Source organism: Solirubrum puertoriconensis (genome assembly GCF_001483135.1).
Lineage (GTDB): Bacteria > Bacteroidota > Bacteroidia > Cytophagales > Hymenobacteraceae > Solirubrum > Solirubrum puertoriconensis.
The window spans coordinates 1-14,216 of the sequence record NZ_LNAL01000006.1; the positions used below are offsets into that span (position 1 = coordinate 1).

Consider the following 14,216-nt stretch of genomic DNA (forward strand, 5'->3'; position numbering starts at 1 on the left):
AYAGGGCCTGGCGCAGCAGGTCGGTGTCGAGGGCGTCGAGGCCGCCCTCGTGGCGCTTCTCACCGAGCTGCAGGCTCAGCTGGTAGATGCCGTAGAGGCGCTGCAAAAACCACCGGTCGATGCGCGTCAGCTCGTACACGCGCTCCACGTCGTAGCCGGCCTGGAAGGCCTCGTTGATGGCGAAGATGCGCTCCTCGTTCGGCTCGCTCAGCAGCCGGTCGAGGTCCGCCAGGTCGATGGGCTCGGGCTTGTTGGCCACGAAGCCGCGCCGGCCGGTGTCGAGCATGCGCAGGCCCTTTTGCACGGCTTCCTCGAAGGTTTTGCCGATGGCCATAACCTCGCCCACGCTCTTCATGGCCGAGCCGATCTGGCGTTGCACGCCCGAAAACTTGCTCAAGTCCCAGCGCGGCAGCTTCACCACCAGGTAGTCCAACGACGGCTCGAAGAAGGCCGAAGTGGTCTGCGTGACGCTGTTTTTCAGCTCGGCCAGCGAGTAGCCCAGGCTCAGCTTGGCGGCCACGAAAGCCAGCGGGTAGCCCGTGGCCTTGGAAGCCAGGGCCGAGGAACGCGACAGACGCGCATTCACCTCAATCACGCGGTATTCCTCCGAGTGCGGGTCGAGGGCGTACTGAATGTTGCACTCGCCCACGATGCCCAGGTGGCGGATGGTCTTGATGCCGATGCTGCGCAGCTTGTGGTACTCGCGGTTGCTCAGCGTCTGCGACGGAGCCACCACGATGCTCTCCCCGGTGTGAATCCCGATGGGGTCGAAGTTCTCCATGTTGCAGACGGTGATGCAGTTGTCGAACTGGTCGCGCACCACCTCGTACTCCACTTCCTTCCAGCCCTTCAACGACTCTTCCACCAGAATCTGGTCCGAGGTCGAGAAGGATTTCTGGGCCAGGGTGCGCAGCTCGTCCATGTTGTTGGCGAAGCCGCTGCCCAGGCCACCTAGGGCAAAGGCGGCGCGCACGATAATGGGGAAACCAATCCGCTCCGCCGCGGCCAAGGCGTCTTCCATCGTCGTTACGGCTTCGCTGCGGGCCGTGAGCACGCCGATCTGGTCGAGCTTTTCCTTGAAGATGTCGCGGTCCTCGGTGTCGATGATGCTCTGCACGGGCGTGCCGAGCACGCGCACGTTGTACTTCTCGAACACGCCGGCGCGGTACAGGGCCACGGCGCAGTTCAGGGCCGTTTGGCCGCCGAAGGCCACCAGGATGCCGTCGGGCTGCTCCTTCTTGATGACTTCCTCCACGAAGTAGGGCGTCACGGGCAGGAAGTACACGTCGTCGGCAATGTCGTCCGACGTCTGCACGGTGGCAATGTTGGGGTTGATGAGGATGGTGCGGATGCCTTCCTCTTTCAGCGCCTTGAGGGCCTGCGAACCGGAGTAATCGAACTCACCGGCCTCCCCAATTTTGAGGGCGCCGGAACCGAGGATGAGGACTTTCTGCGGTTTTTCCATCTATCGTGTGCGGTGGTGGGAGCTACGCTCCCGGCTAGCCCGGCAACTGCCGGCGTGAGGTTTTGTGTTTGTTAGAACGACGTCGTTAGAGCGTCATGCTGAGCTTGTCGAAGCATCTCTACCAGTTTGCTCTTGCGTTTCCGGAGGTTATGCTCTAAATCGGCAACAATGTCAACGTACCTGTCTACTGCAGAACTAAAAGCTCGTGTCCATCTTGGAAAGGAAGTCGAGCAATGGCTTTCCTATGAGCAAGAAGCTGAGTACTCCTTTATCAGATGGTTATCCATTGGCAAAGACAGAAGTCAGTTTACTATCACCTACTTCGAATCCCTTGATGAAGGTGACCAAGACTTTCACGACGTGCATGAGTTTTCCGTGCTGGACCCGGAGGATGCTCCTTATGGGGTAACCCACGAGTTCTATTCAGTAGAAGACGCGCTTTCTTTTGCTGCTGAAGCTTATGGTGCTTCTGCTGACAAATTCGTAGCAGGCGGCATGATTTACACCGAGTACGCGAAGCATCTGCTTCAGCCCCGTTCTTAATTCAGCGAAGCGGTAGAGATGCTTCGACAAGCTCAGCATGACGTTCTTTTTCGTCGTGCTGAGCTTGGGCTTTCGGCTACTTGCCAGCCTTGTACTTCTCTACCTCGTCCAGGAACTGGTCGAAGAGAAACTCCGTGTCCTGGGGGCCGCCGGCGGCTTCGGGGTGAAACTGGGTGGAGAAGAAGGGCTTGGTTTTATGCTTGATGCCTTCGCAGGTGCCGTCGTTGAGGTTTTCGAACAGCATGTCCCACTCGGCGGGCAGCGTGGCGGTGTCCACCGCGAAGCCGTGGTTCTGGCTGGTGATGTAGCTGCGCTGAGTGCCCGTGAGCTTCACCGGCTGGTTGTGGCTGCGGTGGCCGTACTTGAGCTTGAAGGTGTCGCCGCCGGCGGCCAGGCCCATGAGCTGGGAGCCCAGGCAGATACCGAAGATGGGCTTGTCCTGCTGCAGGGCTTTCTGCAGGTGCTCGATGGTGGGCACGCACATTTTCGGGTCGCCGGGGCCGTTGCTTAGGAACAGGCCGTCGTAGTCGAGCTGGGTGAAGTCGTAGTCCCAGGGCACGCGGATCAGCTCCACGTCGCGCTCCAGGAAGCAGCGGATGATGTTGGTCTTGGTGCCGCAGTCCACCAGCACGATTTTGTTTTTGCCGGTGCCGTAGTGCTGCACGCCTTCGGGGCTCACCTGGGCCACCAGGTTGTCCTGGTTGGGGTCGTGCAGGGGCACGTCCTGCTCGGCCACGATTTTGCCGAGCATGGCGCCCTTCTCGCGCAGCTTCTTGGTGAGCATGCGGGTGTCCACGCCGTAGATGCCGGGTATGTTGTACTCGGCCAGCCAGTCGCCGAGGCTCTTGGCGGCGTTCCAGTGGCTGTGCTCCTCGGAGTAGTAGTTTACCACCAGGCCGGCCACGTGAATCTTGTCCGACTCGAAAATGCGGGAAATCGACTCATACAGCTCCTCGCCCGGCACGCCGTAGTTGCCTACGATGGGGTAGGTGAGCACCAGAATCTGCCCGGCGAAGGACGGATCGGTGAGGTTTTCGGGGTAGCCGGTCATGGCCGTGCTGAACACCACTTCGCCCGCGGCCGAGGTAAATGCCCCGAAGGAGTTGCCCTGGATTTCGGTGCCGTCTTCGAGCACTAGCTTCACCGATTTAGCGTTTTCCACTCTGTTCTGCGAAAAAGGGTTTATGCTATGGTTGATTTTCTGCGGTAATCAGGCAGGCCGTTGCTTATTGCATTGCGCCGGGCGGGAGCGGCAGGTGCGCTCGTAGCGCGGAAATCCGTTCCGCGTGGCGCTGTCGGCATCAAGGCGGAACTGCGTAGTGCCGAACACTCGCTTACGACTCGTCGCGAAACGAATTTTCGCGTCACGGCACGCTTTCGGAACTGCCTGGAAACAATTTCGGCTGGAACAGAACCAAACATCAGGGGTCTATTCCAGCCGAACGAGGACTTAAGCCAAACGGGAGCGAAAGAAGGTATATCAATCGGTCCCGCGCCATACCGCTTCCAGATGTCAGGCATCGGAAAGTCTGGTCGGCTCGGCTGCTGGAAAGAAAATTCGGTGGCTGCTCTTTCCTGGAAAGAGCCAGCCGGGTGCTGCGCCGCAATGGGCAATGGCAGCGTGCGGCTAATCAGAAGGTGAGCTTTGCTCGTGAACCTCGTGGTGCCACTCATTAAGGCCGCAAGTTAGGCCACAAGTCGCTTACCTTCTCACTTCCGCCGGAATAATTGCGTACAGCGCCTGCAAAAACTGGTCAACTTCCGCTCGCTTGATGTTGAGCGGCGGCAGCAGGCGCAGCACCGTCGGATCCGACGCGTTGCCGACGAAGATGTGATGCTCCGTTAGCAGCTTATCGCGCACGTCCTTGATGGGGAAATCGTATTTGATGCCCACCATTAGGCCCCGCCCGCGCACTTCCTGCGCGCCGCTGTGGGCCAACAACTCCGTTTTCAGGTATTCGCCCATCTGGGCGGCGTGCTCCAGCAGGTTTTCCTGCTCGATTACCTCCAGCACTGCCAGCGCGGCAGCGCAGGCCAGGTGGTTGCCGCCGAAGGTGGTACCCAGCAGCCCGTAGGAAGCCTTGAATTCCGGCGAAATAAGGATGCCGCCGATGGGGAAGCCGTTGCCCATGCCCTTGGCCACCGAAATGATGTCCGGACGTACGCCGGCGTGCTGGTGCGCGAAAAACCTGCCGCTGCGTCCGAAGCCGCTCTGCACTTCGTCGGCAATGAGTACGGCGCCGTACTGCTGGCACAGCTGCTCCAGCCCCTGCAGGAACTCGTCTGAAGGCATGATGATACCGCCCACGCCCTGAATAGGCTCGATGATGACGCCGCAGGTGTTGCCCTCTTGCAGCACGCGCTCTACTTCCCCTAGGTCGTAGGGTAGGAAAGTAATAGGGTGACCAGCGTTGAACGGCGCTACAATCTTCGGATTGTCGGTAGCGGCTACTGCGCCCGACGTGCGGCCGTGAAATGCGCCTTTGAACGCAATAACGTGGCTTTTGCCAGTGTGAAAGGACGCCAGCTTCAGCGCATTCTCGTTAGCCTCGGCGCCCGAGTTGCACAGAAACAGCGTGTAGTCCGGGTAATCCGATACCTCGCCCAGCTTCTCGGCCAGCTCGCGCTGAATCGGAATGTGAACCGAGTTGGAGTAGAAGCCGATTTTCTGCACCTGCTCGGTAATGCGCTGCACGTAGTGCGGGTGGCTGTGGCCGATGCTGATTACAGCGTGGCCACCGTAGAAATCGAGGTACTGCTTCCCCTTGTCATCCCACAGCTGCGCACCTAGGGCGCGAACTGGTGTGATGTCGTTGAGCGGATAGACGTTGAAAAGCTCCATTAGAAAAGCACCGATTTGAGGTGAAGCCCTGTCGTTTCGGGCAGGCCGAAGAGCAGGTTCATGTTCTGGACGGCTTGGCCCGAAGCGCCCTTCACCAGGTTGTCGGTAACCGAGGTGATGAGCAGCTGCTTGCCGATTTTCTGCACGTGCAACAGGCACTTGTTGGTATTCATTACCTGCTTCAGGTGCACTTCCTTGTCCGACACCGTGGTAAACGGCGCGTCTGCGTAGAACTTCTGGTACAGCTCGCGCGCTTCCTCCTGTGTCAGCTCCGACGGCGTGTAGACGCTGGCGAAGATGCCCCGAGTGAAGTTGCCGCGGTAGGGAATGAAGTTGATGTCCATTGCCAGCTCGGGCTGCAGTTGCTCTAGGCTCTCCCCAATTTCCCCTAGGTGCTGGTGCGTGAAAGGCTTGTAGATGGACACGTTATTAGAGCGCCACGAGAAGTGCACCGTCTCCGACAGACTCTGACCCGCACCCGTTGAGCCGGTAATGGCCGATACGTGCACGTCGTCGGTGAGGCGGCCGGCCTGGGCCAGCGGCAGCAGCGCCAGCTGAATGGCCGTGGCAAAGCAGCCGGGATTGGCAATGCTTTGGGCCTGCTGAATGCGCGTCTTGTTCAGCTCCGGCAGCCCGTACACGAACTCCCGGTCCTGAAACTCCCGATCAGCACCTAGGCGAAAGTCGTTGCTGAGGTCGATGACGTGGGTGGTTTCCGGCAGCTGGTGCTTCTCTAGAAACGCCCGCGAGTTGCCGTGACCCAGGCAGAGGAACACCACGTCTTCGTCGCCGGCAAGCTCCGCAGCAAAGTGCAGGTCCGTTTCGCCTACTAGGTCATCGTGTGCCTCATGCACCGGCTTGCCCGCGCTCGACGAGCTGACAATAGCACCCAGTTCCACGAACTCGTGGTGCAGCAGAATGCGAATCAGCTCGCCGGCCGTGTAGCCCGCCCCGCCAACAATGCCAACCTTAATTTTGCTCATCGAAAGAAGCGTGAATGCGCAGCTGGTTGCTGAAAATCTTGATGAAGCCCTTCGCGTCGCGTGAATCCCAAGCGTTGTTCTCCTCGCCGTAGGTCGCCACCTTCGACTGCATCATGTCGTAGGGCGACTCGATACCTAGGAGCTCAAATTGGTAAGGCTTCAGCGAAACGTACACCGTGCCCGACACCCGCTCCTGCGACGACTCCAGGAAAGCCTCCATGTCGCGCATCACCGGGTCGAGGTACTGGGCCTCGTGCAGCAAGGTGCCGTACCAGTTGGCGATGTAGTCTTTGTGCAGCAGCTGCCAGCGCGAGGAAGTGTGCTTCTCGAGCAGGTGGTGGCCTTTGATGAGGATTAGCGGAGCTGGGGCCTCGAAGCCCACGCGGCCTTTGATACCTAGGATAGTGTCGCCTACGTGCGTGTCGCGGCCGATGGCGTATTTGCCGGCCAGCTCGTTTAAGGCTACAATCAGGTCTACCGGCTTCATGGCCTCGCCGTTCAGCGCTACCGGCTCACCTTTCTCGAAGGTGATGCTGATTTCCTGCGGCTCGGTTGCCGAGAGCTGCGTTGGCCAAGCCGACTCGGGCAGGCCCTGGCGCGAGGTCAGCGTTTCGACGCCCCCCACGCTGGTGCCCCAAATACCCTTGTTGATCGAGTATTTGGCTTTTTCCCAGCTCATCTCCACGCCGTTGGCCTGCAGGTATTCGATTTCCTGCTGGCGCGACAGGCGCAAATCGCGGATGGGCGTGAGGATTTCGGTGTTGGGCGAAATCACCGAAAACGCCACGTCGAAGCGCACTTGGTCGTTGCCGGCGCCGGTGCTGCCGTGGGCAATGTAGTCGGCCTTGTTTTCACGGGCATACTCGGCCAAAGCGAGGCTCTGGAACATGCGCTCGGCGCTGACGCTCAGCGGGTAGGTATCGTTCTTCAGGATGTTCCCCGCCAGCAGATAGCGCAGGCACTCCTGGTAAAACCGCTCGGTTACGTCAATCACTTCGTGGCGCTTCGAGCCCATCTCATAGGCGCGCTTTTCGATGCCGGCCAGCTCCTCTTCGGAGAAGCCGCCCGAGTTGACGATGACCGTGTGGACTTCCAGGCCCAGTTCTTTCGTCAGATACACAACGCAGTAGGACGTATCCAACCCGCCGCTGTAGGCGAGAACTACCTTTTTCATTAGCGCTTTTGGGGTTCTTCGATGAAGTTGATGGTTTCTTGCGGCTGCTGCCCGTATTCGTCGTTGAGGTTATCGTACAGCATGCCGGTGCACAGGCACATGCGGCGCTGGTTTTCCTCCAGAATGGGGTAGTATTTGCACGACGCGCAGCCTTTCCAGAAGTCGTCGGACTGCGTCAGATCGGGGAAGGCCACCGGCCTGTAGCCCAGCTCGGTGTTCATTTTCATTACCGGCCCGGAGGTGGTAATGCCGAACAGCTTAGCGCCGGGGTATTTCGAGCGCGAGAGCTTGAACACTGCGTTTTTGATGGCGCGGCCCAGGCCCTCTTTGCGCAGCTCGGTGTTCACAATCAGGCCCGAATTGACGATGAACTTCTGGTCCTCAAAGGTTTCGATGTAGCAGAAACCCGCCAGCTCTTCGCCGATGAAGGCTATGATAGCGTTGCCGGTTTCCATCTTCTTCTTCAGGTAGTTAGGGTCGCGCTTGGCGATGCCCACGCCCCGCTGCTTGGCCGATTCCTCGTACCATTGACAAAGCGTTTCTACATGCTGCACGTCGGCAGCATTAGCCACTCGTAAAATCATTGGGGTGTAGACGATGGTACCGGCCTGCTCGGCGCGGCAAAAAGTCAGCGGTCAGGAAAAGCAGCAGATGTACGGGAGCCGTACGCGGCGCAACGGGGGCAATGGAAGCCGATGTTGCAACGACCAAGCCGCCTGGGCGGGGCTCGGTATCCGGGGAAGAGTGCCAGTAAGAGATTGGCTGGGGCGGGCAACGCGCTAAGTAAGTGGCGTTGCTCAGGTGGGGCAGTTACGCCAGGCCACCTTCAGTACATATACCGCGTCCTACACTCGGATCTGATTGTTGTCGGTCTGTGATTCGGTTCTCTTGATTGTTCCGCTACTTGGAGCGGAGCCGCCGGTGGGCACTTGGGGCAAACGCAAACGGCTGTCGGCAAGCCAGCTCTAGGCTGGCTTAATTCGCACGATCCTATTCGATCGTCGCAATTGCGCAAGAGAGGAGAAACGAATCATGACAAGCACCAACGCCCTAAAGGGCCAGAAGGAGAGTTTTCTGCCGGTGTAAATGAGTAGTACCGGAAAAACGTTGCAATACTAGATGTTTTTTTTCGGAAACTTTGTCGGCCCGGCCGCAAAAAAATGCGCAACTAATCGCCGCTTTACTGCCTCAGCTCCAAGCGGGCAACCACCACCTAGGGCGAGAAAGTGCGTACCGGGCTTCTCTGCTGACTTTTGGATGAAAGAAACCCTCAAACTATTCAAAATTGGAGGCGGCGTGCTCGACGACGACGCGCAGCTGCACCGCTTTGTGCAGGCGTTTGCGCAGGTGCCAGGACGCAAAATACTGGTGCACGGCGGCGGCAAAGGCGCCAGCCAGATGCTCAGCGACCTAGGCATTGCCCCCCAAATGGTGCAGGGTCGCCGTATTACCGATGCCGCCACGCTCGACGTCGTAACCATGTTTTATGCGGGCAAAACCAACAAGCAGTTAGTGGCCCTGCTGCAGGCCAGCGGCGTAAACGCCCTAGGTCTGTCGGGAGCCGATGGCAACGTTATCCGGGCCGTGAAGCGCCCGGTGAAAGACATAGACTACGGCTTCGTGGGCGACTTGCCCGCCAACAGCGTTGATGCGGCTACGCTGCACACCCTTATTCAGGCCGAGCTTACGCCCGTGCTCTGTGCCATAACCCACGACGGCCACGGCCAGCTGCTAAACACCAACGCCGATACCATTGCCAGCACCGTAGCGCGCGCCCTCGCCGGCCGCTACGAGGTGGAGCTGCACTACTGCTTCGAGAAAAACGGCGTGCTGCTCGATGTAAACGACGACAACTCGGTGATTCCGCAGATTGTGCCCGCGCAGTACCAGCAGCTAAAAGCCGATGGCGTAATTGCCGCCGGCATGATTCCGAAGCTCGACAACGCCTTTGCAGCCCTGGAAGCCGGCGTAGAAAAGGTGGTTATTGAGCACGCGCTGAACATCAACGAGCCCATCAAAACCGTGCTATGCCGCAGCTAGCCGCACCGTTTGCCGACGAGGCCATTGCGCTGCTGATTCAGCTGATCAAAACGCCCTCGTTTTCGCGCGAAGAAGACCAAACGGCCAAGCTGCTGGTTGATTTCCTGGCGCAGCACGGCGCCGAGCCGCAGCGCGCGGGCCACAACGTGTGGGCCGTGAACGAGCACTTCGATGCCAGCAAGCCTACCATCCTGCTCAACTCGCACCACGACACGGTGAAACCCGGCGCCTCCTGGACCTATGACCCGTTCGGGGCGGCAGTGGAGGGCGACCGGCTTACCGGCCTCGGCAGCAACGACGCCGGCGCCTCGGCCGTGAGCTTGCTGGCCACCTTTCTGCATTTCCGGCAGCGCCCCGACCTGGAGTTTAACCTCATTTGCGCCATCACGGCCGAAGAGGAAATTTCCGGGGCCGGTGGGGTGCGCAGCATCCTGCCTCAGCTGGGACGCATCGACCTAGGGATTGTGGGCGAACCCACCCAAATGGACATGGCCATTGCCGAAAAAGGCCTGGTAGTGCTCGATTGCGTAGCGCACGGCCGCACCGGCCACGCCGCCCGCGACGAGGGCGAAAACGCGCTCTACAAAGCTGTGCAGGATATCGAGTGGATTCGGCAATACCGCTTTCCGCAGGTGTCGGAGCTGCTTGGCCCCGTAAAGATGACCGTAACGCAGGTGCAGGCCGGCTCGCAACACAACGTAGTGCCCGACCGCTGCCACTTTGTGGTAGATGTGCGCACCAACGAGTTCTACTCCAACGCCGACGTGGTGCGTACGGTGCAGGAGCACATTGGGGCCGAAGTCACGCCTAGGTCGCTGCATCTCAACTCCTCGCGCATCGCGCCCGAGCACCCGCTGGTGCAGCGCGGGCAGGCCCTTGGTCGGAAGGCATTCGGCTCGGCCACGCTCTCCGACCAAGCCGTGATGCCGTTCAACACCATCAAAATTGGACCGGGCGACTCGGCCCGTTCGCACACCCCCGACGAGTACATCCTGCTCAGCGAAATTCGCGGCGGCATCAGCGGGTATGTAGAGCTGCTGGAAGGTTTCAGTTTTTGATTAGAGCTACAAACTAGTTCCCCTCCTCAGATGAATTCCGCGACTGGAGCGGCGTGGGCTAGGGGTGGTTGACAATCGTTGAATGTCCGCCGAGCCCTAGGTAGCCTTAGCTCTAGTTTTTCAACCACCCCTAGCCCCTCCTCATCTGAGGAGGGGAACTAGCTTTAGTTTCACACCCGAACACACATGAAAATCTGGGATAAGGGCATTGCCGTCGATAAAAAAATTGAGGCGTTTACCGTGGGCCGCGACCGGGAACTGGATATGTACCTGGCCAAATTCGACGTGCAGGCCTCGAAAGCGCAAGCCAACATGCTCGCCAAAGCCGGGCTGATTTCGGATGCCGAAAATGAGCAGCTACAGCAAGGCCTTGCGGAGCTGGCCGCGCAGGTAGAGGAAGGCAGCTTCACCATCGACGAAAGCTTCGAGGATGTGCACTCCAAAATTGAGTATTACCTCACCGAGAAGTTCGGTGACGCGGGCAAGAAGATTCATACGGCCCGCTCGCGCAACGACCAGGTGCTCACAGCTATTCAGTTGTTCCTGAAGGACTATACTGAGCGCACCGCCGCCAAGGTGCTGGAGCTAGTAAGCGTGCTGCTGCAGAAAGCCGAGGCGCACCAAGCCGACCTGATGCCGGGCTATACCCACTTTCAGGCGGCCATGCCCAGCTCATTCGGGTTGTGGTTTTCAGCCTACGCCGAGCACCTGCTGCTCGATTTGGCTTTGTTCGAAGCCGCCCACACCGTAGCCGACCAAAACCCCCTAGGGTCGGGTGCCGGCTTCGGCAGCTCGTTCCCCATCGATCGGCAGCAGACCACTGCGGAACTGGGCTTTGGCCAGATGGCGGTGAGTGCCGTAGGCGCCCAAATGCTACGCGGCAAAACCGAAAAAACGCTAGCTTTTGCCATTGCCGGCATGGCCGCCACCTTCTCCAAGATGGCCTACGACTTGGTCCTTTACAACTCGCAGGACCTAGCGTTTGTGGAGCTGCCCGCTGCTTTCACCACGGGCTCTAGCATCATGCCGCACAAGAAAAACCCCGACGTGTTCGAGCTCATTCGGGCCCGCTGCAACGCCCTGCAGGCGCTGCCGAACACGCTGATGCTGGTGACCAACAACCTGCCCAGCGGTTACCACCGCGACTTCCAGATTCTGAAAGAAATTCTGTTCGAGCCGATGACCCAACTGCTCGACATTCTGGACATCGTGCTCTTCGCGTTGCCGCAGCTTAAGATCAAGCCCAGTCTGCTCGATCAGCCGAAGTACGACGCCGTGTTCACGGTGGAAAATATCAACCAACTTATTCAAGCTGGTACGCCCTTCCGCACGGCTTACAAAGAGGTGGGGCAAGCCGTGGAGGACGGCAGCTACGTGCCGCACAAGGAGTTTAGCACCACGCACCTAGGCAGCGTGCACAACCTAGGGCTGGAGGTGATTCAGCAGAAGGTGGAGCGCCTGCAACAAGGCAGCCGCTTGTTTGGCATGTAGCCACCTGTAGCGTGGGCTTCTGCCCGCGTTTGCCAAAACATTGCCGCTGTGTAGGGTATGCAGCGTAGCTCGTTCTGGCAAACGCGGGTTGAAGCCCACGCTACAATGCAACAAAGCCACCAGCAGCACGGCTGGTGGCTTTGTTGTTCAAGAGGAGCAATGAGATATGTCTTTGCTCGGAATATTACCGGTTGCGGCCGTACTGCTCGTGCGAGCTTACCCAGTCGCTGCTGCTGATGGCGGCCGCCAAGCTTAGCTCGCCGGCCAGCACCACGCCGGCCACTATCTCGGCAAACTTGTTCACGCTGCCGCGGCCGGTGCAGCCCAGCATGCGCAGGCACTCGTTTTGGGTGGCCAGACCGGTGCCGCCGCCGTGGGTGGCTACAATCAGCGAAGGAATGGTGATGCTCAGGTACAGGTCGCCTTCGGGCGTGCGCTCCGAGTAAATGATGCCCGCCGACGACTCCGACACGTTGGCTACGTCCTGGCCCGTAGCGATGAACATGGCCGTAATGCCGTTGGCCGAGTGAAGGCCGTTGTTGTTGGCACCCGACATAAACGCGCCCACGTTGGCTACTTGCCCGTGGTAGGCCAGCTGCTCGGGCGTTACGCGCATGCGCTGCTGCAGCACATCGCGCTTAATCACGGCCTCGGCCACCACGCGTTTGCCGCGGGTACGCATCACGTTTATCTGCGAGGCTTTCTTGTCGGTAGCGAAGTTCGACTCGAGGTAAAAGTTGCGGATGGGCGCGCCTTGGTAGTTGGCCAGTATCCAAGAGCACGCCGCAAAGGTGGCCCGGCCTACCATGTTCTGCCCGGCCGCGTCGCCGGTGCTGTAGTTGAAGCGCAGGTACGCAAACTTGTTGGCCAGGTAGGTATCGATGTACTGCAGCTTGGCCACGCGGGAGGTGGCTTCGGCCTCGTGGCGGATCTTGTCGATACACTCTTCTACCCAGCGGCTGAAGTCGCGGGCGCCGCGGGCGTCGTCGAACACGAATACCGGGGCGCGCTGCATGGCATCGCCGATAACGGTGCACTTCACGCCGCCGCTTAAGTTGAGCAGCTGCATGCCGCGGTTGTAGCTGGCTACCAAGGTGCCCTCGGTGGTAGCCATCGGAATCAAGAAATCACCTTGGGCATGCTCGCCATTTACGCGCAGGGGGCCGGCCAGCCCAATGGGCACCTGCGCCACGCCCGCGAAATGCTCGCAGTTGCCTTTAAGCTGGTGTGGGTCGAAGGAGTACTTGGTGATGTGCTCGAACTCCTGGTTGGTGAAATCCTGGGCGAAGCGTTGCCGCGCCTGAATGGCGGCTTCGGCGTAATCGTCGGGCTCGAAACGCGGGATGCGCACGCGCTGGTCTTGCTGCACAATGGCGTCTTCTACCTCCACTTGCAGCTCGCCGAAGGGGTCGGTTTGGAACTGCAGCTGCACCGGGTGCATGCCCTCGGGCAGCGGATTGGTGTGCAGGCGCAACGTAATGCTTTGCCCCACCGGAAACTCCAAGCCGCCGCCTTCGCCAATTTCCGTGGCCGGCCGGATGTTGCCATTGCCTAGGTCGATGGTAATCTGCTCCGGCCCAAGGGTGCGCCCATCTACATGTACCTGATCGATGCGCGTGAGGCGAACCGTGTCAAGGCGGTTTTTCAGCGAGAAAGCAACGCCGCCGTTATCGGGGAGGTTGTGCAAACTGCCGCGGGTGTACAGCAGCTTCAGCAGCATGGGACTCGGGGTGAAGATCATGGCCGGAGGGAAGTTCGGGTTGTGGAGAACCTAGGAGTAGGCTCCGGCTATAAGTTTAAGACTTTCCGGGATAGATGCTACCCGAAAAGTATTGCAGGCCGCAGCGGAGCCTCGTTTAAGGCGTGCGCTTAGACGAGGAAGCCGGTGGCCGCGAAAAAGTAATTGGTATGGTATACGCCATGTCTACTGGTTGCCCGTTGTGCTTTGCCGGCTCCCAAGCGGGCATTTGCCGAATCACACGCAAAGCTTCCGCGTCGAGCAACGGGTTGCATCCCTTGGTTACCGTTGCCCCTCGGATGCTGCCATTTCTGGCAACAATGAAATGCACAAACACGCGGCCTTCAGCCGTCGTGGCGGGGTAGCGTGTATTGGCTTTCAGGTAGGTAACAAGTGCTTGCATGCCTCCCTTGAATCGGGGCATTTGCTCTGCTGCTATACCTCCGGCCACTATGCCCGAAATTTCGAAATCATCCTGGTGGGTATGCTGTGGGATGCGCGCCACCCTCGATGCGGTTTTCACTTGCGCCCACGCCTGCTGTGCTGACAAGCCCTGCACAACCACCAACACCAAAGCGGCCAAAAACCACCGAAGTTTCGGCCGCAGCATAGGTGTCGTAGCCAATTGCGTCTGCTGAAAGCGGCCGCACAGCCGGCCATCGGGCGAGGCAGCCCGGGCTTCAGCCAACTCAAGCTGCGTGGCGTTGGTGAAGTCGTGCACCACGCGCTGGCAATCGGAGCAGAAATGCCCGCCCACAACGGCCGTAAGCTTATCGGCCGCTACGGCGCAGGGCTGCAGCCGAACGTTGGTGATGGGCAGGGCGTGGAGCATGCCTAGGTGAGTTTAGCTGAGCGGCAAACGCTGGTACCGCCCTAGGTGGT

At 59.5% G+C, this 14,216-nt stretch carries 12 protein-coding genes; 4 read left to right on the forward strand and 8 right to left on the reverse strand.

The genetic code is table 11. The features are described 5' to 3' along the window. Positions 1 to 1,465 (reverse strand): carbamoyl-phosphate synthase large subunit (gene carB, locus ASU33_RS20955; protein ID WP_149867054.1); only part of this gene is annotated, 1,465 nt, incomplete at its 3' end. A gap of 168 nt (positions 1,466 to 1,633) precedes the next feature. On the opposite strand from carB, the gene ASU33_RS04830 reads away from it, so the two are divergent. After that, positions 1,634 to 2,008, forward strand: coding sequence for a hypothetical protein (locus tag ASU33_RS04830; protein ID WP_059068801.1), 375 nt, complete (start codon positions 1,634 to 1,636; stop codon positions 2,006 to 2,008). Between the two features lie 76 nt (positions 2,009 to 2,084). Here ASU33_RS04830 and carA read toward each other — a convergent pair whose 3' ends face one another. The 5 genes from carA to ASU33_RS04855 all read right to left on the reverse strand — a co-directional run bounded on the left by carA (position 2,085) and on the right by ASU33_RS04855 (position 7,591). Continuing rightward, complete coding sequence (gene carA / locus ASU33_RS04835) at positions 2,085 to 3,170, reverse strand: glutamine-hydrolyzing carbamoyl-phosphate synthase small subunit (RefSeq protein WP_059068804.1); 1,086 nt, start codon at positions 3,168 to 3,170, stop codon at positions 2,085 to 2,087. Positions 3,171 to 3,710: 540 nt separating this feature from the next. Next, the gene (locus tag ASU33_RS04840) at positions 3,711 to 4,850 is read right to left on the reverse strand and encodes an aspartate aminotransferase family protein (protein WP_059068806.1); all 1,140 of its coding nucleotides are present in this window, start codon (positions 4,848 to 4,850) and stop codon (positions 3,711 to 3,713) included. Further along, the gene (argC, locus tag ASU33_RS04845) at positions 4,850 to 5,833 is read right to left on the reverse strand and encodes an N-acetyl-gamma-glutamyl-phosphate reductase (RefSeq protein ID WP_059068808.1); all 984 of its coding nucleotides are present in this window, start codon (positions 5,831 to 5,833) and stop codon (positions 4,850 to 4,852) included. The genes ASU33_RS04840 and argC overlap by 1 nt, the downstream gene beginning before the upstream one ends. Further along, positions 5,820 to 7,007: an argininosuccinate synthase gene (gene argG / locus ASU33_RS04850; RefSeq protein ID WP_059068810.1), complete on the reverse strand. Its 1,188-nt coding sequence runs from the start codon at positions 7,005 to 7,007 to the stop codon at positions 5,820 to 5,822. The genes argC and argG overlap by 14 nt, the downstream gene beginning before the upstream one ends. Then, complete coding sequence (locus tag ASU33_RS04855; protein WP_059068812.1) at positions 7,007 to 7,591, reverse strand: N-acetyltransferase; 585 nt, start codon at positions 7,589 to 7,591, stop codon at positions 7,007 to 7,009. The genes argG and ASU33_RS04855 overlap by 1 nt, the downstream gene beginning before the upstream one ends. 673 nt (positions 7,592 to 8,264) lie before the next feature. Between ASU33_RS04855 and argB the strand changes: the two genes are divergently transcribed. The 3 genes from argB (at position 8,265) to argH (ending at position 11,596) form a co-directional block, all read left to right on the forward strand. Then, entirely contained in the window at positions 8,265 to 9,047 is a 783-nt protein-coding gene (gene argB, locus ASU33_RS04860; protein ID WP_059068814.1) for an acetylglutamate kinase, read from the forward strand. Next, complete coding sequence (locus ASU33_RS04865; RefSeq protein ID WP_059068817.1) at positions 9,035 to 10,105, forward strand: M20 family metallo-hydrolase; 1,071 nt, start codon at positions 9,035 to 9,037, stop codon at positions 10,103 to 10,105. The genes argB and ASU33_RS04865 overlap by 13 nt, the downstream gene beginning before the upstream one ends. A 186-nt stretch (positions 10,106 to 10,291) precedes the next feature. Continuing rightward, positions 10,292 to 11,596 carry an argininosuccinate lyase gene (argH, locus tag ASU33_RS04870; RefSeq protein WP_059068820.1) on the forward strand — a complete coding sequence of 435 codons (1,305 nt, stop codon included), beginning with the start codon at positions 10,292 to 10,294 and terminating at the stop codon, positions 11,594 to 11,596. A gap of 184 nt (positions 11,597 to 11,780) precedes the next feature. Here argH and ASU33_RS04875 read toward each other — a convergent pair whose 3' ends face one another. Together ASU33_RS04875 and ASU33_RS04880 are read right to left on the reverse strand one after the other, a co-directional pair. Then, the gene (locus tag ASU33_RS04875; protein WP_059068822.1) at positions 11,781 to 13,337 is read right to left on the reverse strand and encodes a hydroxymethylglutaryl-CoA reductase; all 1,557 of its coding nucleotides are present in this window, start codon (positions 13,335 to 13,337) and stop codon (positions 11,781 to 11,783) included. Between the two features lie 115 nt (positions 13,338 to 13,452). Then, the gene (locus ASU33_RS04880; protein WP_059068825.1) at positions 13,453 to 14,166 is read right to left on the reverse strand and encodes an energy transducer TonB; all 714 of its coding nucleotides are present in this window, start codon (positions 14,164 to 14,166) and stop codon (positions 13,453 to 13,455) included. Between the last annotated feature and the right edge of the window lie 50 nt (positions 14,167 to 14,216).